Origin of the sequence: Pseudoalteromonas sp. BZB3 (assembly GCF_040104455.1) — a bacterium.
GTDB lineage: Bacteria > Pseudomonadota > Gammaproteobacteria > Enterobacterales > Alteromonadaceae > Pseudoalteromonas.
Genome location: NZ_JBECOS010000011.1, coordinates 1 through 26,511, shown reverse-complemented (window position 1 = coordinate 26,511; position 26,511 = coordinate 1). Strand labels below are relative to the sequence as shown.

At 39.8% G+C, this 26,511-nt stretch carries 27 protein-coding genes, 2 tRNA genes and 2 pseudogenes; 18 read left to right on the top strand and 13 right to left on the bottom strand.

Annotated elements, in window-relative coordinates:
- Nucleotides 1-60: 60 nt before the first annotated feature.
- Complete coding sequence (locus ABMY35_RS12485; RefSeq protein ID WP_349286496.1) at nucleotides 61-753, bottom strand: DUF445 domain-containing protein; 693 nt, start codon at nucleotides 751-753, stop codon at nucleotides 61-63.
- A 157-nt stretch (nucleotides 754-910) separates the two neighbouring features.
- Here ABMY35_RS12485 and ABMY35_RS12480 point away from each other — a divergent pair, with 157 nt between their 5' ends.
- Both ABMY35_RS12480 and ABMY35_RS12475 read left to right on the top strand, forming a co-directional pair.
- On the top strand, nucleotides 911-1,768 hold the full coding sequence (locus ABMY35_RS12480) for a fructosamine kinase family protein (protein WP_349286495.1): 858 nt from the start codon (nucleotides 911-913) through the stop codon (nucleotides 1,766-1,768).
- Between the two features lie 81 nt (nucleotides 1,769-1,849).
- Nucleotides 1,850-2,053 carry a CPXCG motif-containing cysteine-rich protein gene (locus ABMY35_RS12475; RefSeq protein ID WP_138478534.1) on the top strand — a complete coding sequence of 68 codons (204 nt, stop codon included), beginning with the start codon at nucleotides 1,850-1,852 and terminating at the stop codon, nucleotides 2,051-2,053.
- An 18-nt stretch (nucleotides 2,054-2,071) separates the two neighbouring features.
- Here ABMY35_RS12475 and ABMY35_RS12470 read toward each other — a convergent pair whose 3' ends face one another.
- Nucleotides 2,072-2,701: a riboflavin synthase subunit alpha gene (locus ABMY35_RS12470; protein WP_349286494.1), complete on the bottom strand. Its 630-nt coding sequence runs from the start codon at nucleotides 2,699-2,701 to the stop codon at nucleotides 2,072-2,074.
- A 138-nt stretch (nucleotides 2,702-2,839) separates the two neighbouring features.
- Here ABMY35_RS12470 and ABMY35_RS12465 point away from each other — a divergent pair, with 138 nt between their 5' ends.
- The 4 genes from ABMY35_RS12465 to ABMY35_RS12450 all read left to right on the top strand — a co-directional run bounded on the left by ABMY35_RS12465 (nucleotide 2,840) and on the right by ABMY35_RS12450 (nucleotide 5,437).
- A complete protein-coding gene (locus ABMY35_RS12465; protein ID WP_349286493.1) occupies nucleotides 2,840-4,189 on the top strand; it encodes an MATE family efflux transporter in 1,350 nt (449 codons plus the stop codon).
- Nucleotides 4,167-5,168: a DUF3080 family protein gene (locus ABMY35_RS12460; protein WP_349286492.1), complete on the top strand. Its 1,002-nt coding sequence runs from the start codon at nucleotides 4,167-4,169 to the stop codon at nucleotides 5,166-5,168. Before ABMY35_RS12465 ends, ABMY35_RS12460 begins: the two co-directional genes overlap by 23 nt.
- A gap of 102 nt (nucleotides 5,169-5,270) precedes the next feature.
- A tRNA-Val gene (locus ABMY35_RS12455) sits at nucleotides 5,271-5,347 on the top strand.
- Between the two features lie 13 nt (nucleotides 5,348-5,360).
- Nucleotides 5,361-5,437, top strand: a tRNA-Val gene (locus ABMY35_RS12450).
- A 32-nt stretch (nucleotides 5,438-5,469) separates the two neighbouring features.
- Here the strand turns inward: ABMY35_RS12450 and ABMY35_RS12445 are convergent.
- Entirely contained in the window at nucleotides 5,470-6,501 is a 1,032-nt protein-coding gene (locus tag ABMY35_RS12445) for a sensor domain-containing diguanylate cyclase (RefSeq protein ID WP_349286491.1), read from the bottom strand.
- A gap of 172 nt (nucleotides 6,502-6,673) precedes the next feature.
- Nucleotides 6,674-7,870: a peptide-methionine (S)-S-oxide reductase MsrA gene (gene msrA, locus ABMY35_RS12440; protein WP_349286686.1), complete on the bottom strand. Its 1,197-nt coding sequence runs from the start codon at nucleotides 7,868-7,870 to the stop codon at nucleotides 6,674-6,676.
- 220 nt (nucleotides 7,871-8,090) lie between these two features.
- Between msrA and ABMY35_RS12435 the strand changes: the two genes are divergently transcribed.
- The 7 genes from ABMY35_RS12435 to asnB all read left to right on the top strand — a co-directional run bounded on the left by ABMY35_RS12435 (nucleotide 8,091) and on the right by asnB (nucleotide 15,637).
- Nucleotides 8,091-9,605, top strand: a complete 1,515-nt coding sequence (locus tag ABMY35_RS12435) for a leucyl aminopeptidase (RefSeq protein WP_349286490.1) — start codon at nucleotides 8,091-8,093, stop codon at nucleotides 9,603-9,605.
- Between the two features lie 142 nt (nucleotides 9,606-9,747).
- Entirely contained in the window at nucleotides 9,748-10,395 is a 648-nt protein-coding gene (gene pxpB, locus ABMY35_RS12430) for a 5-oxoprolinase subunit PxpB (RefSeq protein ID WP_349286489.1), read from the top strand.
- A complete protein-coding gene (locus tag ABMY35_RS12425; protein ID WP_349286488.1) occupies nucleotides 10,395-11,330 on the top strand; it encodes a biotin-dependent carboxyltransferase family protein in 936 nt (311 codons plus the stop codon). Before pxpB ends, ABMY35_RS12425 begins: the two co-directional genes overlap by 1 nt.
- Before the next feature lie 4 nt (nucleotides 11,331-11,334).
- Nucleotides 11,335-12,063 (top strand): DUF969 domain-containing protein, encoded by a 729-nt coding sequence (locus ABMY35_RS12420; protein ID WP_349286487.1) that lies wholly within the window; start codon nucleotides 11,335-11,337, stop codon nucleotides 12,061-12,063.
- Entirely contained in the window at nucleotides 12,060-13,082 is a 1,023-nt protein-coding gene (locus ABMY35_RS12415; RefSeq protein WP_349286486.1) for a DUF979 domain-containing protein, read from the top strand. Before ABMY35_RS12420 ends, ABMY35_RS12415 begins: the two co-directional genes overlap by 4 nt.
- A complete protein-coding gene (pcp, locus tag ABMY35_RS12410) occupies nucleotides 13,075-13,758 on the top strand; it encodes a pyroglutamyl-peptidase I (RefSeq protein WP_349286485.1) in 684 nt (227 codons plus the stop codon). Before ABMY35_RS12415 ends, pcp begins: the two co-directional genes overlap by 8 nt.
- A gap of 217 nt (nucleotides 13,759-13,975) precedes the next feature.
- A complete protein-coding gene (gene asnB, locus ABMY35_RS12405; protein WP_349286484.1) occupies nucleotides 13,976-15,637 on the top strand; it encodes an asparagine synthase B in 1,662 nt (553 codons plus the stop codon).
- 94 nt (nucleotides 15,638-15,731) lie between these two features.
- Here the strand turns inward: asnB and ABMY35_RS12400 are convergent, their stop codons facing one another.
- The 5 genes from ABMY35_RS12400 to ABMY35_RS12380 all read right to left on the bottom strand — a co-directional run bounded on the left by ABMY35_RS12400 (nucleotide 15,732) and on the right by ABMY35_RS12380 (nucleotide 19,509).
- Nucleotides 15,732-16,052, bottom strand: a complete 321-nt coding sequence (locus ABMY35_RS12400; RefSeq protein ID WP_349286483.1) for an AzlD domain-containing protein — start codon at nucleotides 16,050-16,052, stop codon at nucleotides 15,732-15,734.
- Nucleotides 16,042-16,857 (bottom strand): AzlC family ABC transporter permease, encoded by an 816-nt coding sequence (locus ABMY35_RS12395; RefSeq protein ID WP_349286482.1) that lies wholly within the window; start codon nucleotides 16,855-16,857, stop codon nucleotides 16,042-16,044. The genes ABMY35_RS12400 and ABMY35_RS12395 overlap by 11 nt, the downstream gene beginning before the upstream one ends.
- Before the next feature lie 140 nt (nucleotides 16,858-16,997).
- Nucleotides 16,998-17,825 (bottom strand): AraC family transcriptional regulator, encoded by an 828-nt coding sequence (locus tag ABMY35_RS12390; RefSeq protein ID WP_349286481.1) that lies wholly within the window; start codon nucleotides 17,823-17,825, stop codon nucleotides 16,998-17,000.
- A 207-nt stretch (nucleotides 17,826-18,032) separates the two neighbouring features.
- Complete coding sequence (locus ABMY35_RS12385; protein WP_349286685.1) at nucleotides 18,033-18,638, bottom strand: DUF2987 domain-containing protein; 606 nt, start codon at nucleotides 18,636-18,638, stop codon at nucleotides 18,033-18,035.
- A gap of 46 nt (nucleotides 18,639-18,684) precedes the next feature.
- Complete coding sequence (locus ABMY35_RS12380) at nucleotides 18,685-19,509, bottom strand: glucosaminidase domain-containing protein (RefSeq protein ID WP_349286480.1); 825 nt, start codon at nucleotides 19,507-19,509, stop codon at nucleotides 18,685-18,687.
- A gap of 232 nt (nucleotides 19,510-19,741) precedes the next feature.
- Between ABMY35_RS12380 and ABMY35_RS12375 the strand changes: the two genes are divergently transcribed.
- Together ABMY35_RS12375 and ABMY35_RS12370 are read left to right on the top strand one after the other, a co-directional pair.
- Nucleotides 19,742-21,034, top strand: coding sequence for an anti-phage deoxyguanosine triphosphatase (locus tag ABMY35_RS12375; protein WP_349286479.1), 1,293 nt, complete (start codon nucleotides 19,742-19,744; stop codon nucleotides 21,032-21,034).
- A gap of 127 nt (nucleotides 21,035-21,161) precedes the next feature.
- Nucleotides 21,162-21,623 carry a hypothetical protein gene (locus ABMY35_RS12370; RefSeq protein WP_349286478.1) on the top strand — a complete coding sequence of 154 codons (462 nt, stop codon included), beginning with the start codon at nucleotides 21,162-21,164 and terminating at the stop codon, nucleotides 21,621-21,623.
- Nucleotides 21,624-22,103: 480 nt separating this feature from the next.
- Here ABMY35_RS12370 and ABMY35_RS12365 read toward each other — a convergent pair whose 3' ends face one another.
- Nucleotides 22,104-23,813, bottom strand: a complete 1,710-nt coding sequence (locus tag ABMY35_RS12365; RefSeq protein WP_349286477.1) for an ATP-binding protein — start codon at nucleotides 23,811-23,813, stop codon at nucleotides 22,104-22,106.
- 376 nt (nucleotides 23,814-24,189) lie between these two features.
- On the opposite strand from ABMY35_RS12365, the pseudogene ABMY35_RS12360 reads away from it, so the two are divergent.
- A pseudogene (locus tag ABMY35_RS12360) lies at nucleotides 24,190-24,303 on the top strand (IS110 family transposase); the annotation flags it as partial.
- A gap of 39 nt (nucleotides 24,304-24,342) precedes the next feature.
- Here the strand turns inward: ABMY35_RS12360 and ABMY35_RS12355 are convergent.
- The 3 genes from ABMY35_RS12355 to ABMY35_RS12345 all read right to left on the bottom strand — a co-directional run bounded on the left by ABMY35_RS12355 (nucleotide 24,343) and on the right by ABMY35_RS12345 (nucleotide 25,541).
- Nucleotides 24,343-24,600 carry a hypothetical protein gene (locus tag ABMY35_RS12355; RefSeq protein ID WP_349286476.1) on the bottom strand — a complete coding sequence of 86 codons (258 nt, stop codon included), beginning with the start codon at nucleotides 24,598-24,600 and terminating at the stop codon, nucleotides 24,343-24,345.
- Nucleotides 24,601-24,678: 78 nt separating this feature from the next.
- Nucleotides 24,679-25,236, bottom strand: a complete 558-nt coding sequence (locus ABMY35_RS12350; protein ID WP_349286475.1) for a GNAT family protein — start codon at nucleotides 25,234-25,236, stop codon at nucleotides 24,679-24,681.
- A gap of 176 nt (nucleotides 25,237-25,412) precedes the next feature.
- A complete protein-coding gene (locus ABMY35_RS12345) occupies nucleotides 25,413-25,541 on the bottom strand; it encodes a hypothetical protein (protein WP_349286474.1) in 129 nt (42 codons plus the stop codon).
- Nucleotides 25,542-25,779: 238 nt separating this feature from the next.
- Between ABMY35_RS12345 and ABMY35_RS12340 the strand changes: the two genes are divergently transcribed.
- Both ABMY35_RS12340 and ABMY35_RS12335 read left to right on the top strand, forming a co-directional pair.
- Entirely contained in the window at nucleotides 25,780-25,941 is a 162-nt protein-coding gene (locus tag ABMY35_RS12340; protein ID WP_349286691.1) for a hypothetical protein, read from the top strand.
- 319 nt (nucleotides 25,942-26,260) lie between these two features.
- Nucleotides 26,261-26,511 (top strand): annotated as a pseudogene (locus tag ABMY35_RS12335) (IS110 family transposase); the annotation flags it as partial.

Sequence of the window (26,511 nt, the reverse complement as noted above, 5' to 3'; positions counted from 1 at the left end):
TGATTTATATGCTTTACAAACAAAATGCGTCAAATTATCTTATTTGACGCATTCTATTCTCTAACCTAAAACCGCAGCGGCTAAACCGAACAACCCGCCAAATACACCGCCCCAAACAACTAACCAACCCAAATGAGTTCTTATCATATTTTGAATAATGTCTTTCACCATCACAGGTGTTAACTCTGCAAGTCTGCCATCGACTGCTTTTTCAATGGTTGAAAAAATTTTATCTGAGCCACCATGGCTAAATAGTTCGTCTTTTAATATGTGCTTAAATTTTTCTTCTTCGGTAATCTCTATTATCGCCCCTTGCATCTTCTCAGTGAATGACTCACGCATTGGCTCTAAGGCTTCTTTACCGCCGAACATACCTAGCATCGGACCAAATTGAGACCCTTCAATCACAGTGACTAACTTATCGAAGGCTGGGCTTAAATCTACTTTCTCAATAACAGGTTTGAGATCTACGTCACCTTGACTTTCTAATACCGATTCTATTTTTTCTTTGGTAAAGAATTGCTCCAGAATGAGCGAGCGTATTGATGCTTTAAATTCTTTAAACTTTAGCGTGATAACACCGCTGCCATATAAAAAAGGGACTTTTTCAAACAACATATGGATTGCAATAAGGTTTGTCATTGCACCAGACAAAGCAAATATACCAACTGAAAATAAAATCGGTTGAGGGTAAAAATAGCCAATAAAAACCAGTAGACATGCAATTATGTTAGTAATGTAGCTCTTATTCATTTGTCCTCCCATGTTAAGGACACGGATTGTAACTATGCTTTTGCACAAAATACAGATTCAATCACAAATATCATGGATATTTTTGTTTGCTTTTATTGAGTTATTTGAAATTTAAACCATAGTTTTAGTATTCAAATCGAAAAAGCTGAGCTGTCTTATGTGGCAATGTGTCAAACAACAAGTTTCCGCGGCCATTCATACCTCTTTTGAATTAACCCAAAAACACGCAATTACTACACACTCTGCTTTCAAGCACTACAAGATTTCTGATGATAACCACTGCTTTTTAGTCAAAGTTGCCCCAATAGAGCAAATTGAACTTTTCGAAGCCGAGAAGCACGCCAGAGATACCCTCACCAGAGATTCTGATTTCATCATTGCAGACACAATAACACTGGGCACCTCAAAAGAGTTTGCATTTATCGTATTAGAGTTTCTAGAAGATTTAACATCTCAGGATAATTGGTATTTATGCGGGCAAACCTTAGCAAAAATGCACATAAAGTGTGAGCAAGAAATGTTTGGCTCAGATGAAGATAACTACGTTATTGACCAACCTCAGCCAAATCAGTGGCATAAGAAATGGCACATATTCTTTGCTGAAGAACGCCTTGGCTGGCAACTGCAACTCTTATCAGAGCAAGGAATAAAACTGGTCGATATTGATGAATTTGTACATATCATAAAACCCCATATCCCTCATCACATTACACCTTCTTTACTGCATGGTCACTTTTGGAAAGGAAATATTCGTTTCTATCATGGTAGGCCCATGTTGCTTGATCCCGCTTGTTATTACGGTGATAAGCTTGTTGATATTGCAACAGCCGAACTGTTCGCTACATTGCCTGATGAGTTTTATGCTGGGTATCAGTCAATCTCTGCGATAAATTTATCGCCTATCTTGAAAGATATTTACCAACTCTACCCACTTTTAGTGTTAGCTAACCGTTTCTCTGGAGATTATATAAATCAATCGAAAGAAAAAATAAAACACATACTTGAACAGCTTTAAATTATACATCTTTTAACAACAATGTAATTCTCATGACAGCTGCTATATTTAAATTACATTCTTTGATTTATGGAGGCTTCAATGAAGTCTTTATATCAACAACGTATTAGCTGTCCACATTGTGGCCATCATGTATTTGTCAGTTTAGATGCTAGCGAAGGCGATCAAGATATGTATGAAGATTGTGCTGCGTGTTGCAACCCCATTCACTTGAATATGCATATTGACTATGCACAAAATAAATTAGAGCTACATGTAGATAGCGATGACGAACAGATCTTTTAGATCTGTTCGCATAAACCATTATTGAATATGCTTTTGCATATACTTTTCTACTGTATTTACTATTGTGTAGGTTTGCTGATCAACCTCAATATTAAGTTTATCGCCTACTTGTGCAAGTCCAAGGTTGGTGATCGACAAGGTTTCTGGGATTAAGTGTAGCCAGAACCCAGTGTCAGTCATTTCTCCCACCGTCAAGCTTGCACCATTAATACATACAAAGCCCTTATACACTATGTACTTCAACCACGCTTTAGGTAAATCAAGCAAGATTTTGCAGTTATTGCCACTCACAACAATATCTTCAATTTCTGCCGTACAGTGAATATGACCTGAAACGATATGGCCGCCGAGTTCAGTGCCAAATGTTACCGAGCGTTCTAAGTTTACAAACATACCACGTTTTAACTCGCCAAGATTGGTGAGCTTCAGCGTTTCTTCAATCACATCAAAAGTCGCTTGCCCAACCACATCTTGCGGGTTTAATTCATAACTTACGACGGTTAAACAACATCCATTGATTGCAATACTTGCTCCTAAATTAAGGTGTTGTAAGTATTCAGAACCAACTGACAATACCAGTCTAAGTACACCACCATTTAGGTTTGTTGAAATTACACTCGCTTTTGTTTGAATAATGCCTGTAAACATGAATACTCCTCTATCTTAATAAGGCAATCATACAGGAACGAAATAGCTGCAGTAAGCGATCATTTAAGTTATTTATCTCTTTTGATAGCTTATAGCTTATAACCAGATTAGAATTATGGTTTTTTACCGTAGTACCTTATGAAATTTAGTCTTTGGGAAGCCAAACGCCTTCTACAACTTGCCATACCTGTATTTTTTGCACAGATCATTCTTGTTTTGATGTCTGTGGTAGACACCATGATGGCCGGCCAAGTTAGTGCCAATGACCTCGCAGCTTTATCGATTGCAACTGGGGTATTAAACCCGGTTATTTTTTCTTTGCAGGGGATCTTATTGGCGTTGACCAGCGTGGTTGCCCACTGCCATGGCGCTAAAGACAAAAAAGGGATAAAACACTACTTTCAACAAAGCTTATTTTTAGTTGCCATATTAAGTGCATTGGTCTTTCTGTTCCCTCTTATTACCCCTTATATTTTTTCTAAACTTGGTGCGAAAGCTGAAATCATTAACACCTCGCAAGCCTATATTGAATATGTAAAATGGGGCGTTTTAGGATTTTTGTTGTTTAACGTTTACCGTAACGTTTCAGAAGGCATTGGGCTGACTAAAGTTACTTTTTATATCAGCATTATCGGGCTGTTGGTAAACATAGTAGCTAACTATATTTTTATATACGGAAAGTTAGGCATGCCGGCGATGGGGGCAGCTGGCTGTGGTGTCGCTACAAGTCTAGTCGCATGTGCGATGGCGTTGAGCCAAATTATCTATAGTTTCAATAGCAAAAAACTGAAAGGCCGATGGCTGGTAAGCCGCTTTGAAAAACCTAACTTTAAATCCATGTTTTATCTGACTAAACTTGGTTTTCCAATTTCAATGGCGACCTTTTTTGAAGTCACTTTATTTGCATGTATTCCACTGTTTATTGCTGATTTAGGTGCCATTATGGTATCAGGACACCAGATTGCCGCGAGTGTCACAGCCGTGTTATTTATGATGCCTTTAAGTCTCTCTATGGCCATTGCGATCCGTATTGGTAACCTTTCAGGCCAACAAGCATACGCACAACTTAAAACGGCCATTTTTACGAGTTTTTGTTTAGCGGCAATGATCGCTTTCTTTGTCGCACTCGTTACATTTATATTCAGAGAGCCAGTTACTTACTTGTATACTCAAAACGAACAAGTTGCTCAGTTAGCAATGGGGATCATCATATTAGCTTGTTTTTATCAGTTACCAGATGCCCTTCAAGTTGCAGCCAGCGGTGTACTCAGAGGCCTTAAACATACTCAGCCTATCATGGGTATCACTTTTGTCTCTTATTGGTTGATTGGCTTCGCGCTGGGCTATGTGCTTGCAAAAACAAATTGGCTGGGTGCACCAATGGGCGCGAAAGGGTTTTGGATTGGCATTATCCTTGGTTTATCTGTTGCCGCCTTTTTACTCTTACTTAGTGTGAGGTCTCGTCTTGCAAAAATGGTTACTGATTAGTTGTTTGCTTATTCTATCAGCGTGTACTGAGCACGCTGTTGATATAAATGAAGATTACAAAGCCCGTTTAAATACCGTGTTAGGAGATGCACCTGACAAGCCAGTATTAAAAAATATCCAAGTGCCAGTTGTATCTCAGCTTGAATCGCAGTTTCAAATTTCTATACTCGAATTAGGTTCACTGGGGCACTGTAAGCTATCTAATTTAGTTGCAAAAAGAAACAGTCAGCTAGGTAAAACGCAAGTTGCCAGTGAGCGTTTAAAGTATCAAATTCAGTTCATTAAACTTGCTAATGATTGCCTAAATGACCCGCTTACCAAAGATGAGTCGCTAAAAGCTACACTTAAAAGCGCATCTGTAGAAAAGCAGCAAAACCTAATGAGCGAATTTAATTATATGCTTTTCAATGAAGTTGAATTAAAAGGTTTATTGCAGCTTACTAGTGACTTTCTTCCTGCAGACAGCAATGAATACAGCAGTGCTAGTGCTTTAGAAGCGTTAGATAACCTTCTGAATATACGTAAAAAAATAGCCAGCAAAAAAACCAACTCTATCGATGCATCGTCAATCACTACATCGTTAGAAAAGCTGCACCAAAATCGATTTATTAGACGACTTTTATCAAGTGCCCAGTTGCAAATTGCCTACAACCAACAATTTACTGCTTGGATTTCCGGTTTTGATTATATGAATTCTGTGTGTAGAGAAGGGAAAAGTAAGAAAGAGGCCCAAATCCTAAATACGATTTTCAATAAATTTTATTTAAATAAAATTCAGGGATATCAGGCCGACTTAACAGGACTACTCGAAAAGACCTCTCTTATGTTGTTTGAATTGTGGCAATCACATCCTGAATTGTCAGAATTAGTCGATGTTGAAAGTAAGAACTCGTTACTTAACCAATTAAAACAAACAAGCAAAGAGCACGTTATATGGTGGCAAAATTATTATAAAGCGTGTGACATTAGACCGTTGTGAACAAAAAAACTGCAATTAAACAAAATTTTAGCTTCAACGCTTGAACATTTTATTTCAGCGCTATATATTAGCCGCCGTTGCTTAGGAACTTCCTAGCATTGTACAACCGTAGCTCAGTTGGTTAGAGCACTACCTTGACATGGTAGGGGTCGGTGGTTCGAATCCACTCGGTTGTACCAACTATTCTTTTATACAACCGTAGCTCAGTTGGTTAGAGCACTACCTTGACATGGTAGGGGTCGGTGGTTCGAATCCACTCGGTTGTACCAACTATCTAAATGACTTCCAGTAAAACTAGCATTTACACCCTTTTTGTATAAACTCCCAGATCATTTTGTTTTGCAAAGTACATAGCTTCATCAGCAATATGAATTAACTTTTTCAGAGATAATTGCTCATACGTAGACATTTTGGCAATACCTATACTCACCCCAAAATTTAACGCTAGAATATTTTCAGAAACGCTGCCAATAATTGCGTGGTGAATTCTCTTTGCTACTGATTCGCCATCATCTTCTGATGTATTTTCCATAATGATAATAAATTCATCACCGCCAAACCTCGCCGAAATATCGCTTTTACGAGTTTGCTTTTGAATTATCTTAGCGACATGAACAAGTAATTCATCGCCAGTTTTGTGACCTAGTTCGTCGTTGACGCGTTTAAACTTGTTTAGATCCATGAATAGCACAGAGCAATTCATTTCATTTCTGGCGCAAAGTGATAAAAAGTTTTCACCAGCTTCGTTTAAGAAAGCGCGGTTATGGAGACGAGTGAGTTCATCATGTGTCGCACTAAATATTAATTGCTCTTCTAATTTCAGCTTTTCCATTGCAACTGATGTTATAAGAGCTGCTACTTGTACAATTTCAATTTCAGCTTCCGTCGGAGATTTTGCTTCATGATGATAAATCGCAAACGTCCCCATTACCTCTTTGTGAGAATCAGTGAAAGGAATAGACCAACATGCATGTAGATTAGCTTGTCGGGTAAGCGCTAAATAAGGTTGCCAATTTGCATGCGAATTTATATTTTCAACAATAACAGGCTTGTTTAAAAATGCTGCTGCGCCACAACTTCCCACATTTTCGCCTATTCTAACGCCTTCAATGGCATCGTTATAGAAGTCTGGTAGGTTATTTTCGGCACCACTGTGGAGTGTATTGTGTTCTTTATTTAAAGTTAGAATAGAAACCTTACAGCCAGGCAAAAATAGTTCTACTGTTCCGATCACTTCTTTGAGAAAAGGAGCAATGTCAGAGCTTAATGCTAAATCGCTCAAAAGACGATTAAACTGCCTATGAACTGTTAATAAAAATAAATTTTGGTCCAAAACTACACCATTTAACAAATAAATAACCTGCGAATAGAACCATGCCGTAACTTACGCATCTTCTACAATTAAAGTATACGCTAAACAATGAAAAGTAGTGCACTTTCGCATCATTTAGCATAAACATGTTCTGTATAACACTGAATTTATTAGTCGTAGTTTAAAGCCAAGCTTAAACCTTTTCTTTAAACTCTAGCACCGTAGCGTTAATACAGTATCTATCTTGTCCTCTTGGACCTTCGCCTTTAAAAACATGACCTAGATGAATACCGCTTGATTTAGAACGTATTTCAATTCGTTGCATACCAAAACTATTGTCGTCATGGTAAGTGACACTGTCTTTTACAGGACGAGTAAACGACAACCAACCTGTACCTGAGTTGAACCGTTTTGATGTTTCAAACAATGGCGCACCGCTTAGTTTATCAATAAACACGCCCTCACCTGTTTTCTTGAACAAATCGTATTCTTTACAAAACGGTCTGTCAGTTCCCTTTTGAAAAGCAACTTCATAGGCTTCTGACTCACCTAATTTAAATGCACCCAGCGCTTGATAAAAGTCTTCACGGGTCATATAACCCTGAAAACCAGCCACTTCTTTACCATTTTCAAAAAATAAAATGGTAGGAGTTGCCCAAGTCGCTGAACGAACCACTAAACCGTCAAGTTGATCTGCATAGCGATAAGTTAATGGCATGGTGCCTTGATAATCGTTCAGTACGATAGATTTAAGTTTTTCACAATATGGGCAGTAATTGCGAGAATCAATGATCACCACTTGCTTGCCCACCAGCAATGAACTGTTATCAACTTTATTTGGTTTTGTTTGCTTAAACGTCACACCAGTAGAATGATCAGGGCAGTAACCATTTGGGTTTTTAGCAATGTAATTTTGATGATATTCTTCGGCACGATAAAACTGCTCAAGTGGTTTCACTTGGGTCTTTATTTCTCCATAGTCAGCCTTGCTTAATAAGTTCTGAAACTCTGTTTTTGCTTCATTGATCACTGAAAGCTGTTCAGGTGTGTTATACAAAATAATTGAACGGTACTGAGTACCAATGTCATTGCCTTGGCGATTTTCTTGTGTTGGATCATGCTTTTCAAAAAAATGTTCAAGCAATGCACGTGTACTGAGCATATTGGCGTTGTAAGTCACTTTCACGACTTCAGCATAATTATTGTCATCAAAACGTCGTTTACGTTTGATGATCTCTTTATAGGTTGCTTTAAAGCCACGGCCATCTGCATAACCAGACTCAGCGTCTAGCACCCCTTCTAACTGTTCATAGCCTTTTTCAGCCCCCCAGAAACATCCCGAACCTAGCACCAATGTTTGAATATGAGAAGTTGCATTGTCTTTATCCATTGCATTTGAAAATAGAGGAAAAAATAGCAACGTAGACAAAATCGTAATTATTACTTTCATTTGTTTAACCTAAAATGTGCTTGAAACATATTAACTATGACCTTGAGGATGTGAATTTACTTTCATCCACCGTTTAAACTCGTAAATTGAACGACATTGAGTGTCTTTTTTTACGAATTTAATGTAAAAAGCCAACAAATTATTTATCTAGGAATGTACTATGAAATTTGTTTCACAGATCAGTGCAATCGCTTTAGCAGTCTCTGCTTCAAGCGCATTTGCAGCAGACTTCAATTTCAACTCTAAATTAAGCAAAGGTGATGCGCTTGTTGTTTTCCAAGCAGGCGAAACAGCGACACAATTTGATTTCTTAGATAGAGATACCAAAAAACAAATTAATCGCGCTATCAAAACAGCTGAATTCAAAGGTGCTTACGGTAAAACATTAGAAGTAATCGCACCAATCGACAGCGATTACGGCCGCATCTTAGTGGTTGGTTTAGGTGAAGAAGACAAGCTTGACTCAGCAAAAATGGCTAAGCTTGGTGCTAACTTACACGCTAAACTTGAAGGTAAAAAAGTAAATAAAGCGACAATCGCGTTTGAAGATGTAAAAGGCACAGTGAGCAACGCTGACCTTGCAGCACAACTTGCACACGGTGCAAACTTACGTGATTACACGTTTGAGCTATATAAAAAAGAGCCAAACAAATTTAACGTAACTTACAACATCGATGTAGCTAACAAAAAAGCAGCATCGAAAGCGTACCAGCAACTAGCAAACATCGAAAAAGGTGTATTTTTAGCACGTGATCTTACGTCTGAAGTACCAACTGAAATGACGCCTGTTGATTTCGCAAAAGCAGCAAAAGAGCTTGAGCAATACGGCGTTAAAGTAACTATTTTAGAGCCTGCAAAACTTAAAGAGCTTGGTATGGGCGCACTTGAAGGTGTTGGCCGTGGCTCTAAAGACGGTTCACGTCTAGTAGTTGCACACTATGAAGGTAATAACAGCACACCAATCGCACTTGTTGGTAAAGGTATTACATTCGATTCAGGTGGTTACAGCATCAAAACTGGTTCATCTATCAACCGCATGAAATCTGACATGGCAGGTGCTGCAGCGGTACTTGGTACTGTTAAAGCAATGGCACTAAGCAAAGCAGACGTAAACGTAGTTGCGGTTATGGGTATGGCTGCAAACATGGTGTCAGAAAACTCAATCGCACCGGGTGATGTACTTCGCACAGCGGAAGGTATTAGTGTTGAAGTATTAAACACTGACGCTGAAGGACGTTTAGTATTAAGTGACGCTATGTGGTACGCACGTGAATACTACAAGCCAGAGATCATGATCGATGTGGCAACACTAACTGGTTCTAAGATCCGTGCAGTAGGTAACCGTTACTCTGCAATCTTCTCAGATGACCAAACGCTAGTTGACCAAATCACTGTTGCTGGTAAGCAAGTAAACGAGCCAGTATGGCGTTTACCATTAGGCTACAAAGACATGCTTAAGTCACCAATTGCTGACATCGCAAACATTGGTTCAGGTGGCCCAGGTGCAACAACGGCAGCATCATTCTTACAACACTTTGCAGGTGATACACGTTGGTTACACATCGATATCGCGGGTAACGCGTTAACTAACTCTGCAAAAGATGAAATACCAGCAGGCGGCACAGGTTACGGTGTTCGTATGCTAAGTAACTGGCTTTTAACTAACAAGCAGTAATAACTGCTGCAGTTAAAACAGTTCATCTAAAAAGCCACATCTATTTATAGATGTGGCTTTTTTGTATTGATGAATCGCTAAGGTACTCAATACTTGCCTGTTATGACACAATAAGAAAATAAATATAATAATCGGAACAACCATGACCTGCGTGCAATGCTATCAACTTAGTGAACAAGCATTAGTTCTATCAATTGACGGATTAATTACTCAGGAAGTACGACAAAAAATCTTTGCACTCGCACAAACCGCAAACAATACCAATGATTTTTTTGACATAGTTCCAGCCAACTCATCTATTACCTTCTACCTCAATGATTTTACTCGAGCTGATTATTGGTTAGAACAACTAATCACCCTATGGGAAAAATGTGAACCTGAAGCATTCACACCGAAGACACATCTAATCGATACCTTCTATGGCGGTGAATACGGCCCTGACTTAAATGAGGTGTCTGAGCTTACCGGTTTAAACCAAAAACAAGTCGTCGAGTTACATGCATCGAAAGAGTATCTGGTCGGATTTTTAGGCTTTTTACCTGGGTTTGGTTATTTAGAGTCGCTCCCAGAGCAACTTAGGTTGCCTCGAAAAGCCACGCCAAGAGCGCATGTACCTTCACTCAGTGTTGCAATAGCAGAATCTCTTACTGCTATTTACCCGTCTAGCTCTCCAGGAGGTTGGCACCTTATAGGCAGGTGCGAGCAGCCCTTATTTGACCCTCATGCTGATTCGCCTAGCTTGTTAGCACCCGGTGACGTTGTGAGATTTATTCCTAAGGAGCACCGCTGATGCTAAAAGTAATCAAACCCGGCGTTTTCAGTAGCATTCAAGATTTAGGTCGTCACGGGCATCGTCATTTAGGTGTCTCGCAATCTGGCGTACTAGACCCAATCGCATTGAAAGCAGGCAATGCACTACTAGGAAATAAAGAAACTGCCGCCTGTATTGAAATTACTGTTGGTCTGGCTGAATTTGAATTTACTCAGCCATGTAATTTTACCATTACAGGGGGCAACCTGAATGCAAAACTCAATTCAAAAGCCCTCTACCCTGGATGGCGTTATCATGCAAAAGCGCGCGACATCATTAAATTTGCCAGTCACCCAGAGTTTTTACGCGCCTATTTATGTGTAGAGAATGGTTTCAATGTACCAAATCTAATGAAGTCTCGCAGTACCGACTGCCAATCCAAATTTGGCGGTTTCGAGGGTAACGCTTTGCAAAAAGGTGATGTCATTCCCTTCTCTGAAAGCTGTGTTCCTTGTTCAGAGCTGGCTATAAAGCCTACTGACTATACAAACGTGGTAAGAGTACTCAAAGGCCCACATTGTGATATCTTGCCAGTGGATTACTTGGCACAGCTTTTATCGCAAACTTGGACGGTCAGCGATTTAAGTAATCGTATGGGTGCCCGTTTAGAACACTCCTCATTGTTAACGCACCAAAAAAGCATTGATTCGCAAGGTGTTCACCCCGGCGTTATTCAATTACCGCCAACAGGCACCCCGATTGTTTTGCTCAATGACTGCCAAACAACGGGTGGCTACCCAATTATAGCCTCTGTGATCCAAGCAGACTTACGTCATTTTAGCCAATTAGCGCCAACTAAAACTTGTCGCTTTGAGCTGGTAGATTTTGATGTGGCTAACACTGCATTGAAAAAACAAGAACAAGAAATAACGCGGTTCAAAATCGCAAAACAACAATTAGAAAATAAGAAGTAACATCATGTTTGATTTAAACTATATGCCGCTGATTGGCATTCTAGTCGTTGTGGTTGGCTTTGCCTTAAAGTTCAACCCACTACTGGTTGTGACCGCGGCAGGTATTGCCACAGGTATAGCTGTAGACATGGACTTTATCGCCTTAATCGAAACCTTTGGCGAAAAGTTTATGAACTCCCGCCAACTCGCTAGCTTTTTACTTATCTTGCCTGTGATAGCTATTCTAGAACGCTACGGTCTGCAGCAGCGAGCAAAAACTTGGATTGCTAACATTAAAGGCGCTACAACCGCCCGTATTTTAAGCATGTATTTTGTGGTACGTGAATGCTCTGCGGCTCTAGGCCTTTTAAGTCTAGCGGGCCAAGCGCAAACAGTTCGCCCATTACTTGCCCCTATGGCATTAGGTGCCGCCGCGAATACGCATGGTGAATTACCTAAACCAATTAAAGACTTAATTAGTGCCCACGCCGCGGCTTGCGACAACATTGCGGTGTTTTTTGGTGAAGATATCTTTATTGCTTTTGGCGCTGTACTTTTGATGGACGCCTTCTTAAAAGAAAATGGCATTGCGGGCATTGAGCCTCTAAACATTGGTCTTTGGGCTATTCCAACTGCTATCGCCGCTTTAATCGTTCACCTGTTCCGTCTTGCGCGCTTTGAAGCAAAAATTAGAAACCTAATTGCAGAGCATAAATCACAGCAAGCGAAAAACGCTGAGGGGGCATTATCATGAGTGCCCCAGTAAACGAGAATACAGTGAATAGCGCAGCCATTATTTCAATTGAAAACATCTATCTTTTGATTGGCTTTGTTGTGATGTTTTTAGTGGTTAAAACCTTACAAGATAAACAGCATCCGCAAAAATACACCACAGCCCTATTTTGGTTCTTGTTTGGTAATGTATTTTTATTTGGTGATCTCTCAATACAATTAATTGGCGAGTCTCTCACCTATCAGTGGGTTGGCTTTAGTGTCATCGCCATTGCCTTACTTGCTGGCTTTGGCAAAGTCTCGATGGGCTCTTACCATCAGCCATCAGAAGAGCAACTTGAAAGTGACGCTAAGCGAATAGGCAATAAGTTATTTGTGCCCGCAGTTTTAATCCCAGTCGTCACTGTGGTCTGTACATTGCTTTTAAGTAATTTGAACATTGCTGAGGTGTATTTATTTGACCAAAAACATGTAACGCTTGCTTCACTCACCCTCGCATGTGGTGTTGCACTGATTGTTGCTTGGCGTTTTACCTCAGGCTCGCCTTTCCAAGCACTCTCTGAATCGCGCCGTTTGGTAGATTCAATTGGCTGGGCGGCTATTTTACCTCAAATGCTCGCCATGTTAGGTGGCGTATTTATCGTAGCCAACACCGGCACTGCCATTCAAGATCTTGTGAAGCTATTTATCTCGCCAGATAACCGCTTTATGTTAGTGGTGTTGTACTGTGTTGGTATGGCGCTATTTACCATGATCATGGGCAATGCGTTTGCGGCTTTCCCTGTGATGACTGCGGGTGTCGCCCTACCGTTTTTAATTGAAGGCCACGGCGCCGCTGCAGCACCGCTTGTTGCCATAGGTATGTATTCTGGTTACTGCGGTACGCTGATGACGCCAATGGCTGCAAACTTTAATATTGTGCCTGCCGCACTACTTGATTTAAAAGACAAATATCAAGTTATCAAAGTGCAGATCCCAACGGCCATTGCATTACTAATTATCAATATTTTCTTAATGTACGGAGTGATCTTTAATGACTAAACAAACCAAGACCGAATTAAAGACCGTACTCCTGACGGGTTTTGAACCCTTTGGCGGTGAAAGTATTAACCCTTCATGGCAAGCGGTAAAACAATTACATGGTCAAAGCATTAATGACCACCAGGTTGAATGTGTAGAGTTGCCTTGTGAATTCGGGCGTTCCCTTAAACACTTATATCAAGCGATAGAAAAACATCAGCCAAGCTTAGTGTTGTGCATTGGTCAAGCAGGCGGCCGCTCTCATATTTCAATAGAACGTATTGCCATTAATATCGATGATGCTCGCATTGCTGACAATGCGGGTAATCAACCAGTCGATACTACCATTATTGATGATGCACCTGCGGCATATTTTGCCAAGTTGCCTATCAAAACCATGTTTAAAGGCTTGATAGAAGCAGGCATTCCGGCTGAAGTGTCAAATACGGCAGGCACTTATGTGTGTAACCATGTCATGTTTGGCTTACTGGATTATATAGCGCGCCATTTTGGTGAGAACGATGAATCGATTCGAGGCGGCTTCATCCATATTCCATTTTTGCCAGAGCAAGCTGTGCACCACAGTGGTGCACCAAGCATGAGTCAAATAACGGTTGTTGATGCACTCAAGCTATTGATAAGAAATGGACTTTCAAACGAACCTGATCTCAAAGTAGCCGCTGGTACTACACATTAATCACGCAATTCACTCTCTTTTTCATATTGGTGCAATAGTGTTTTGCTATTGCACCAGCTTTGACATAAAAAATTCATTTTAAGCCTAATTATCTATGTGACTTAACTAAAATTTTCTGTTAGTTATAGAGGCTGTAGCTGCGCAATTTTACAATTCTTTAACTATGCCTGACAAAACAGGCAATGCGCAGACAGCAATTAACAGGAATGAGGTAATTATGTGTTCTATTTTTGGAGTACTAGAACTTAAGACAGATCCCGCTCAGTTGCGAACACAAGCAATTGAGATGTCTAAAAAGCTACGACATCGAGGCCCAGATTGGTCAGGTGTCTATTCATCAGATAAAGCCATTTTAGTCCATGAGCGCTTAGCAATCGTTGGCGTTTCAAGTGGTGCGCAACCACTATACAACCCTGAGAAAACCCATATTCTTGCAGTCAATGGTGAAATCTATAACCATAAAGAACTTGCTGCAAATTTAACCACTGACTTTGAATTTCAAACAGAATCCGATTGCGAAGTCATCTTGGCGCTATACAAACAAAAAGGCCCTGAGTTTTTAGACGATCTGAACGGTATTTTCGCGTTCTGCTTATACGATGAAGAAAACGATGCTTATTTAATTGGTCGTGACCACATTGGTATTATTCCACTTTATACGGGTCGCGATCAGCACGGCAACTTTTATGTCGCCAGTGAAATGAAAGCGCTTACACCGATTTGTACCAGCATTGAAGAGTTTCCTCCAGGTCATTATCTATATTCAAAAGAAGGCACGCTACATAGCTACTATCAACGTGACTGGCAGTCATTTGATGCGGTAAAAGACAACTCTGCCAGTGCTGAAGAAGTAAAAGACGGTCTTGAAGCTGCAGTTAAACGCCAACTTATGTGTGACGTACCTTATGGCGTATTACTGTCTGGCGGCTTAGATTCTTCGGTTATTTCAGCCATTACCCAAAAGTTTGCCGCTAAACGTATTGAAGACAACGATGAGTCAGACGCATGGTGGCCTAAACTACACTCTTTTTCTATCGGTCTTGAAGGCTCACCAGATTTAGCTGCTGCGCAAAAAGTTGCAGATGAAATTGGTACTGTGCACCATCCTATTCACTTTACCGTTCAACAGGGGCTAGATGCACTACGAGAAGTGATCTATCACCTAGAAACTTATGATGTGACTACGGTACGAGCATCTACGCCAATGTATTTAATGTCGCGTCAAATCAAAGCTATGGGCATTAAAATGGTGCTTTCAGGCGAAGGGGCTGATGAACTATTTGGCGGTTACTTATACTTCCATAAAGCGCCAAATGCGCAAGAATTCCATGAAGAGTTAAACCGTAAAGTTTCAAAACTGCATATGTTTGACTGTTTACGTGCTAACAAATCAATGGCCGCTTGGGGTGTTGAAGCGCGCGTACCATTCTTAGACAAAGAGTTTGTTGATATTGCCATGCGCACCAACCCTGATTACAAAATGTGTAAAGATGGCCGCATTGAGAAGCATATCGTTCGTGAAGCATTCGACGGCTATTTACCTGATGAAGTGCTATGGCGTCAAAAAGAGCAGTTCTCTGATGGCGTGGGCTATTCTTGGATTGATTCTTTGAAAGAATTTGTTGAAGAGCAAGTATCTGATTCTGAGCTTGAAAACGCGCAATATCGCTTCCCTATCAATACCCCTGATAGCAAAGAAGCCTATTTCTATCGCACAATCTTTGAAGAGCACTTTCCGGGTGAAGCTGCAGCGAAATGTGTACCACATGGTAAATCAGTTGCCTGTTCGACTCCGCAGGCTTTAGCTTGGGATAAAGCATTCCAAGAAAATGCCGACCCATCTGGTCGCGCAGCAAAAGTGCATAACGACGCTTATTAAATTTTACGTTTTACTCTAAACAAAACGCAGCTCAAGGGCTGCGTTTTTATTTACTCGGGGAATAGCCCCTGACTTCAAGCTTTTCACTCTCAAATCATAAAACCAAATTCAGTATCAAAAATGACCCCATACCTATAACCACCACTGCCAAGGTATTTTTAATCTTTAAACTCGCCAACACGGTAATTAATCCAGCATACAAAAATGGACTATGGAAAAACGCAGCGCCTTCGGTTTTATGTCCTAAAAACACAATCGGCACCCACATTGCGGTTAACACTGATGGTGCTGTGTACTGCAACAATTGTTGTAATCTCGGGCTCAAACTGATGGGAAGTGACTTCATAAAAAACAGATATCGACATGAGAAAGTGATGGCAGTCATTAATACTATCAATAGATCGTTATTCATCATTTTGCTCCTGCTTAGCTGTGTATTTATCGCTCACATTTCTTGAGGCACTCTTTCTCGCAACACTCTTTATTGCAAAGGAATACCCAGCAAACATACCAATAAAAGTCGAGGCAATTAACGCATACTCAAATGCTAACAGCTCTAAAACCAGAACAGAGACTCCACTTGCCAATACCGACATCAAAACAGGCTTGTCTTTTATGGCTGGCACTACTAATGCGATGAAAGTTGCCGCTATGGCGAACTCCAATCCGTAGGCTTGTAAATTCTCTATATTATTACCCGCCACTATGCCCACCAGCGTGGCTAGATTCCACATCACATAAAAGGCAATACCCGACGCAACCGCATATGCATAACAAAAACGTTTATGTTTTGCGATGTAGGCGTTGGTCAACGCAAACATTTCATCAGTTAAAAAAAATGCAAAAACGATACGTTTAAACAAGGGTAAATCTCTCACGTAACTTTGAAAAACCGCTGAATATAATAAGTGGCGAGAGCTTATTACAAATGTTGAAGATAAAATCGGCATAGCAGGGCTACCCAAGCCAATTAATTGCATGCCCGCTAACTGCGCGGCTCCTGCAAAAACAAACAAAGACATGGCTTGTGCCTGCAAAGGCGACAACCCAACTTGAATGGCTAAAGATCCGCATAAGATCCCCCACGGGATCACAGCCACACAGAGCGGGAACATATCAATGAACCCGCGCACAATAATACTCAAATTTCCTTGTTGATTTTCAGCTTGCATAGGTGCTGTATTGTCTAACTCTTCTATTAGGGGTTTGGATGATGCCATATTTTAAGCTCAACGATGAATAGTTTGTCGTTAAAGCATAATCAGTGCTTAAAACAATTTATTGTACAAAGTTGCGCTCGTAAAATTGCTTTTATACCCATCCTCTTAAATAAGTGTTCTATTTTGAGGGTTGGTTTTAGCTAGGCTACTACTGACGTGAGTTGAAACTGTTTAGGCGTTGTGCCTAATGCTTTTTTAAAATGGCGGTTGAAATGACTTTGGTCATGAAAACCACAGCCGATAGCGGTATCTAAAATAGATGCACCAGCGCGAAGCATCTTCTTTGCTTTGATAAGCCTGGCTTGAATTTGATAGGCATGGGGCGTAATACCAAATGCCTGATTGAATTGGCGCACAAAGTGAAATTTACTGCAGCCAACTACATTCGCTAGCTGCTCTAACGAGACGTTAACTTGGGTATATTCGTCTAAAAACTCTCTTGCGAGTTTGAGTTTTTGCACATCAACACTGGCTGCTTTTACCGCTTTGACATGACGACCATAGCCAGCCGCTAATTGTGCCAAGGTACTGTACAACAGCGTTTCAATAAGTAATTTTGATGCCCCATTTTCAATCTGTTCGAATAGACATCTGAGCTGCGCCGCTATTCGAGCATCTTCAATCACAGAGTCTTTAAAGTAAGGCGTGAGGCTTTGATTATTTACTAAATCTTTAGAGATTTGATTAAAGTGCTCAACAGTCGGGTAAAGGGCTTTATATTTCCAGCCGCCCGCCGTTGCCGTTTCGCCTGTGTGAACATCATCGGCATTAACTAGAATAATGCTATTTTGAGCAGCAACATGGTTTGCCCCACTGCGATAAAAACGCTGCGCCCCCTGCTCAATCAAGCCAATGGTATAGCCTTCATGAACATGCTTTGAAAAGGTTTGTCGCTCATATTGTGCATCGACTACCTCAAGGCCGTTTAATACATCGGCATAGTGATATTTTGCCTGCTCTTTTGCCAACCGATTTGCCTCTAAATAATGGTATCTCTTTTATAACACTATTTAGCAATCTGTTTTGTACAAAATTGCTGTTTCAATGCCCTATTTTATAAACCACATCTCTGTAGCACCGACTTTATGTCGGGTTAAACACCCATAAAAAAAAGCGATGAGTTCACAACTCAACGCTTTCTCTTTTTCGATAAAACAAACCGTTAATTTTAACGCTTATTTTTCAATCCAAGGTGTGATTAATACAGGTTTTGCACTCATAGAATCACTGGTAAATCTAAAGTCATCGCCTTCCCAGCTGTCTTCCACAGTAAACTTACACACGTTATTCGCGCAGCTAACACCCGGCTGCTTGAAAGCAACCTGATTATCAAACTTAACCGAGATCCCTTTCTGCGATGGCAATAAAAAGCTCATTAGCTTACTTACAAAGAAGCCAGATAAGTCCGATAACAGTTCATCAAACTCATGATGAAGCTGATAAATGTCAGCTTTGGTTAAATTTTCTAACCCAAAGTGCTCAGCTTCAATCTGAAACTTTAACTGGCAATCATGCTTTGGGTTTTGTGGTTCAATGACCAATACCGCTTTGTCTTTATCTAGTTTGTCGTCGTAAGGAAGTAGTAATTGCGCATCTTCAGTGTAGGTTAAAGGCGTTTCACTGTTCTCGGTTACAATTTTACCTTTGGCAATTTTACACGGCTCAAGCGTGGCAATATCGACAATGTAAAAATTAACGCGGGCAAACTCGAACTCACCTTTTTCAATCACCTTCAAACGGTCGTGAAAGCCATCGTAAGACACCACAAAGTTATCGGCCATAGCTGGTTGAGTAAACCCAATAGCCGCTAACGCGAGCGCAAAAAATTTATTCTTCATTAAAATAAGCCTTGTTCTGACGGATCATGTCATTTAATTCTTCAATATACGCATCACCGCGCTCAGAATAAGAAAGCAAGCCTGCAGTCAGCTCTGTTGCATCAATTGGCTTTTTCTCAGCACGTAATTGTGCACGTTTTGCTCTTAGCTCGGTGTACGCATTATGGGTGTTTAAATTTCTAAAATACGATTTAACACTGGCTCTCACAGACTTAAACGCTGCAACTTCATGGGCTGCTTCGTCTGCGCGTCTTTTAGGAACCAAACCGCAGCCCTTCTTGTAACACCACTGCCCAAAAAAGTTAAGGCCAATTCGCGCAAACCTTGATGTACCCCAAGCAGATTCATTGGCTGCCTGCATTAGCGCCAATTCTTTTGGAATAATATCAACATGTACCAAAGCAGTTTGTAGGCTTTCGACTGTATAGTCGGCATCACCCAAACGGTAATAAGCAAAAATATCGTCTAGTTTTTTAACTTGTGTTGAGGTCAACTCTTCTTCAAATTGCAGCATCATTAATGCAATCTCAATCGACGCGCGTTGCTGCAAAATAGCTTGGTTTTCTTTTACTACATGAGGTTTTATGAAATCAAAGAATGCCTTTTTCTTGGCTCTCACATCTTTGATATTTGCAAAGTCTGGTAACTCTACATCATGAAGTGGTTTTTCTACTTCCACTTTTTTTACTGGTAGCTGCTCTTGAACAGGTGCTTCAACCACCTCTTCAATCACTTCTTCAGGCTGAATGAATGGATATATCAAACCATAAATAGCAACCACAGCAATAACCAGTTTAAGTAAATTTCTTAGCATTTTTTCTCCGATAAAACAGCACATTCCCCGCTTCCATGAATGGGTTGTTACCTGCTAAACACCACACTTTATGCGTTGCGAAAAGCAATTGTAACCTGCACTATGTATACTATTAATGAACTCAAAAGCGCGTAATTATATATAAATTCGCCAATAAAGGCGAATTACCCCAAAATACGCTGAGATTATGTCACTATTTTGATACACCTGAATGAGGAATATTCGAGGATTTATGGACTTGATTTGGCAGCAACGACGATGTGAACAACGTAAAAATAGACCCAACGATAACCGCTCAGCTTTTCAAGTTGACCGCTCTCGTATTATTCATGCAGCCGCTTTCAGGCGACTGCAAGCCAAGACGCAGATCATGTCGATTGGCGTTAACGACTTTTACCGTACTCGACTGACTCACTCGCTCGAAGTTGCACAAATTGGTACCGGCTTATTACGCCACTTACAAAATAGCCATCCCGATTTTTCGTTGTTTCCAAGCACAAGCTTAATTGAAACCTTATGTTTAGCCCACGATATCGGCCACCCACCCTTTGGCCATGGCGGCGAAACTGCACTGAACTTTATGACGCGTAAACATGGTGGTTTTGAAGGCAACGCCCAAACACTGCGCATCGTTGCCAAACTTGAGCCTTATTCTAAAGGCTTTGGTATGAACCTAACGCGCCGCACCTTACTGGGCTTTATAAAATATCCGGCATTAATCAATCAGCTTTGGCATTCGCAAGCTGAGCACGACCCTGCTTCATCATTTATTACCGCCCACCATTGGCTGCCAGCCAAAGGCGTGTATAACTGCGACCAAGACATTTTTGACTGGGTACTCGCGCCTTTCTCAAACGCCGATAAAGACTTACTGCAATCGAATAGACCTTGGGATGACTTTAGAAATAAAACCCAATTTAAGTCGCTCGATTGCGCCATCATGGAAATGGCTGACGACATCGCCTATGCCGTTCACGATTTAGAAGACGCCATTGCCACAGAAACATTGTCAGCCTCAGATTGGCACAACTACGCCATGCCAAAACTCAAAGCACTCGATTCACCTTGGTTAAAGCAAAACTTAGACGCACTTACTCAGCGCTTATTCTCAGATGATGAGTCACTCAGAAAAGACGCCATTGGCGAGCTTGTAAACTTATTCATTGTCAACAGCAGTATGCAAACACAAAACGACGCGTTTGAATCAGACTTACTTAAAAACACCGTTAAACTCGAGCCCGAGTTTGCAGCAATTCTGCAAGTGCTGAAAATCTTCGTTTACGAGCGACTCATCCGCGAACCCAAAATGCAGCAAATAGAATTCAGTGGCCAAAACCTGTTGATGGACTTATTCAAAGCATTCGCCAGCGACCCAATGCGACTACTGCCACACACAACCCAAGTGATCTTTGAAAAAGCAAAAGATGAAAATGCGAGAATGCGCGTACTAACCGACTATTTATCGGGCATGTCTGATGAATATGCGAGAAAGACACATGCGAGGTTGTTTGCAGGAGCGGTTTAAAAGAAGAGTCATTGAGGCTCTGTGATTTAATGGGCCTCCAAGAAAATAACTATTATGAATTAAAGCTTTAGAATCGAAGTTTTGGAGAAACAACATCAATACACTTATCACAAAAGAACTCAAATTAATGATGACACTTGGTATATCACTCATCATAGCCATTTTTGTTATTATATGGGCCAGAAGCGAAAGCTCTATCTATAGACCACTTATTCAAGACATGCGCTTAGTCGACTCGGTAAAAATTGCCGATGTATTAGATCAAGAGCGTATTCAATATCGCGCTGATGTTAAAAACCACATGCTTTATGTTGACCAAGCACAATCTGAGCTTGCACGGATCTCGCTGGCTAAAATTGGCTATGTTATCGAGTATCCAGAAATCACCAAACACGCAGATTTAAATAAAGCTTATGACGAATTCATCAAACAGAAAAAGTTACAAGAAGAAACAGGAGAGATATGGCAAAAGCCATGGTTTTTTAAAACCGTTAGGTTAGCACTCGGTGCAATTGTCATAATCGTGCTCATTCTGTCTGTGGTAAGACCTGCTCTAATGGCGATGTTAAATGAAGACGATGAAACCTAGCTCCCGTACTCTGTTTTGCCTCAATAAAAAACAAGTGCTTCACAGCTTTCACTCAATATTTAGAGCCATCTTGATGTCGTTTATTCCATTCATGGTGCTGTTTTGGTCTAACGAATCAAGTTATGTTTCAATTGATTTATATTACTTCTACACCTCAATTACCTTTGTTGGCCTCTTTTACTTTACTTTTTCTATTATTGGCTGGGTTATTTTCGGCTTACCGACTCATTTCATTGCAACTAAGTTTTTTAACGGCAGTCATTGGTGCTATTTAGGTGGTTTTCTTTTATTCAGCGTCATGGTCATATTCATTTCAGGGGGTATAGACACACTGTGGTTTTACAGCGGGGTAGCTGGGCTTCAAATCGCGTTATTTTTATGGTGCTTTCGGAGAAGTCGATTAATATAAGCTTGCAAGTTAACAAGAAATCTGCGGTTCATAACCGCACTAACTTTTAAAGATTACGAAAGCTTAGTTGGCTAATTAGCCCTACTTTGATGAATAAATGAAGCATAAAGGTCATATAGTTTTTGCATGTCCAATGGCTTAGATAAATACCCATCAAAGCCTACCTCTTCATATTTTCTAATGTCATCTTCAAAAAGGTTAGCAGTTATTGCTATGATCGGTATATTATTTGACAGTTGTCTAATTGCTTTACATGCTTCTATACCGTCCATATTAGGCATTTGAATATCTAAAAAGATAATATCCACATGTGACTTTGAAAATAAGTCGATGGCTTCTACCCCATCCTTAGCAAATAAAATATGTGTATTTGTGGGTGACATCATCGCCTCGAAGACGACATAGTTGATCATGTTGTCTTCAGCAATTAAAGTTGTAAGCCCTTCGCCATTTGGCACCTTTATATCTTGTTCTTTTACTTGCTCTACATCATGAGTTTGACTCTCTTGCAAAGGCAAACTTACGGTAAAAGTGCTTCCCTTACCCAACTCACTTGTCACCTCGATTTGACCATTCATTAAACTAACAATCTCAAAACAAATTGCGGTTCCGAGGCCTGTACCACCATATTGCTTTGAAGTAGACGGCTCTGCTTGTGTAAAACGTTGGAAAATTTGCTGAAGAAAATCCTCACTCATGCCAATGCCAGTATCAGAAACAGAGATTTCCAAGTTCGTCGTTTTTTGTGAAAGATTTACAGAAACCTGGCCTTGCTCGGTAAACTTTACTGCGTTAGATATCAGATTCAACATGATTTGTTTGAGTCTTAATGAATCAAATTGCCAAAACTGTTCCATCTCTAGGTCATATTTAAAGTTCAAGCTAAGTTTTTTTTCAGAAGCAAGGTAGCTCATCTCCCTTACAGCTTCTTCAATAGTCAAAACAATATTTTCACTTTTAATATCAAGTTTAAGCTGGCGTGATTCAAGCTTTGAAATATCAAGAATGTCATTAAGCACACAAAGCAAAAGCTTTGAACTTGAAATACCATTACATAGAAGTTGCTGCTGCTTATGATTAAGTGGTTCACGCTCGAGTAATTGCAGGCTCCCTAAAACGCCGTTCATAGGTGTGCGTAATTCATGTGACATGTTGGCAAGGAACTGTGATTTAAACGCTTCTGTATTTATTGCTTTATCTCTTGCTAGTGCAAGTTCAGATTTTCCTTCTAAAACTCTGTATGACAAATAAATAGATATCACGCTGGCGTAATAAACAATCGCTTGTTTGTAAATAATGTTTGTTGGACTGAGATGATCTGAAAAAACACCAATTAATGGAGGAATAAGTGCATTAAGTATGAATAAACAAACATTCCACTTAGGGCTACCTAAGTAAATTGAGAAAATAATGCCGATAATTTGTGAAGAGATCCATAGGTGATCAACCGACTCATAAAAAGGTTGATGAAGCAGAAAAAGTGATGTTGTGAATACTGACATCAATGATGGTAAAAAAAGCACAAAGTGGTTTTTGTAAACACGTGATAAAAAATAACTCACGATGAAACCTGAAATAATGAATAACCCACCAATATTGTCGATAATGAAAACAACTGAATCAGTACCAAATTTAGGAACTATTAGAAAAGTATAGTATAAGAAGAAAAAAGCGACGCAAAAATAAATTGAAGGAAGTAATAACTTGCGTTTATCTTCGAAATCAAGTGCAAGTATATGTACTGGAAAGTCTTTGAAAAGAAATATTTTTTGTTCACTCATAGCTGTTTTGATTAATCCGATACAGTATTAGAAAAAAGTTATTTTTATTTTCTTTACTTTAATAATTAAGACAACTTAAGCAAAAATATCAATGTTTTTTGGCATTTTAATTTATTTAACTTCAATAATTAGAAATTCTCCCTCTTATACGTTTTAAACTGAGCTTACATGACCTACTTTCTAAATTTGATGAGGCCTCATTCTATACGTAAGATATAACATGGCAGCAAGATATATGTGTATACCAATAAGCATAATCAGGTACAGAATCAAGAACATCATTTGTTCTAACTAAAAACAGAAGATGTAACCTTTAAAGGTCCTTATAATTAAAATGTTTACTCGTAACCAAATTGCTTTTAGTACAACCTAGTTTGTCACAGCAAGCAAACCGCGCAAAGTGGCATCTATAGCGTGCGTTCGCAAAATAATTATGTTTTTAAGTTCTATACTCAGAGATGGTGTAATGTGGGAGACGCCAAAAGTTTAAAGTTTGTTATTGACGCCATAGTCAATTGCAATAAGCCTTTTAATCTCCGCCACCAGTGATATTTGAGCTATCGCTTGAACCACCGCCCAAAGGCTTTGATGAACTAAAAGGTGCATCTTGTGAGCGGTGGAATAACCACAACCCAACCGGTGCAAATACTGGAATTAGCCAAACAATAATAATCTGAGCTATTTTTTGAAAAGCTTCTAAATCAGTCCTCTTAGCCAAGTAAATAGAAACAACTAAATTTAATAGAGCTACAAAAGCTAAAATGATGAACCAGTAATTATTTTCCACATTACCTCCTTGGCGAATAACGCATTGCTTAGCCGACACAATATAGCAGACTAAAGTTAGCTTTGGTTTAGTCTCTTATTATATTTCTTTAAACTCAGGCTTTATTAAGCCAAAACACTTTAAATCATGGAACTCGTTTTTCCAAAAACCACTGGAACGCCTAATTCCTTCCTCTTTGAAACCCAGCTTTTTTAACACCGAGTCAGAAGCTGTATTTCCAATCATAGTGTCACCTTGAATACGGTAGAGTTCACCTAATGGTTGGCCATTAGAGAATACAAATTGTATAATCTTACTAACGGCCTCGGAAGCATACCCAACCCCCCAATACTTTGAGGACAACTCGTACCCAATACCTGCACTTTTCATCTTTAGGTTTATTGAGTTAAAACCACACGTACCAATTAACTTTCCCGTACTCTTAACTCGAATAGCCCAACGAACACCACTTTTGTCAGCAAATCGTTGATTAAAAAATTTAATTAACTCCAAAGATTGTTTCTCAGAATCATAAACATCAATATCGTAAAATTTAATAACGTTTTCATCAGAGAAAATATCAAGTAAAGCCTGGCTATCACTTTCTGATAACTCATTAAGAATTAACCGAGGTGTTTCTAGCTCTGGAAATTGCACTTAGTCCTCCTTGAAATATGACGCCTTAATAAACGGCGTATTAATGTTGGCTAAAATTAGCGAACAATGAACCCATAGCCAACTTTAAAATGTTCTTTCGCTTCATCATCTTTTAATGCATAAGGTACTAATATTGTTAGCCCTAATTTTAACTGCCTGTCACAAAAGCATAGCAATTACATAATAACGAAATTTACAAACTTTGCGGTCAACATAAATGCCACACCAACTGCAAAGCCAATTAAAACTGCTTTTAAGATGGTGCTTTTATTACTAGGTTTTTCTTGAGAAGATTCTGTACTCATATTTAATACTCCTTAAAAACTCAACTATGTAGTCTCTTAATTTGTAATGTAAGTTCATATCGTAAAATGTTTGATGGAAGAACTACACTATAGCAATTATTCTAAACTAAAAACTAACTTTGTAATAAGTGCATAGACATAATGACTCCCACACGGTACTAGCCTCCGCATTTTCGTGGGTTAGCTTAAAGCCAGAGCCATAATTAGTTTGTCAAATAACTAAACAGCAGTGGCTACCATGACTAAACATAACATACTTTTCATTGGCTTAGATACTCATAAAGAGTTTGTTGAAGTCGCTTACATTGAAGATATTCGAGAGTACCCGCTTAATATGAACGAATTAGAGTTAATGCATTGGGTCAAGCATCGGGTGTGGCACAACCACCGACGGCGTTAGGATGGCAATGTTGCTACCGCAACATTGAACCACGAACATAGACTGAAAACAGGTGCCACGTCGAGTTAAGTAGGGTCTGCTCTGTTACTAGCAATAGTAATAACCAACGAATACCAGCATGAAAACCGACGAAATTACTTGCTTTATCCTATGCGTTAACTCGCTCTAATTTGAGTTAAGAGATTATGGCTTAAAGTTAGGCAAGGATCAGTGTGTTTAACTTGACAGTGGGAGTAATACCAACGAATGAGATGGACTCCCCCTTTCTAGGCACTTGTGCCATGTTTAAGGTGCGACACTCAAATAAGAGGAATCCATCATGAATAACATTAAAACACTTGGTATCGATTTAGCAAAAAATTCATTCTCTCTTGTCGGAATGAATGCTCAAGGAAAGGTTGTTCTTAGAAAAACATTGTCACGTAAAAAGCTACTTGCCTATGTTGCACAACTCAATCCTTGCTTCATCGCCATGGAAGCCTGCTCTGGGGCGCATTATTGGGCCCGTGAGTTTAAACTTCTTGGTCACCAAGTGGCGATTATCGCCGCTAAGTTTATCGAACCTTTTCG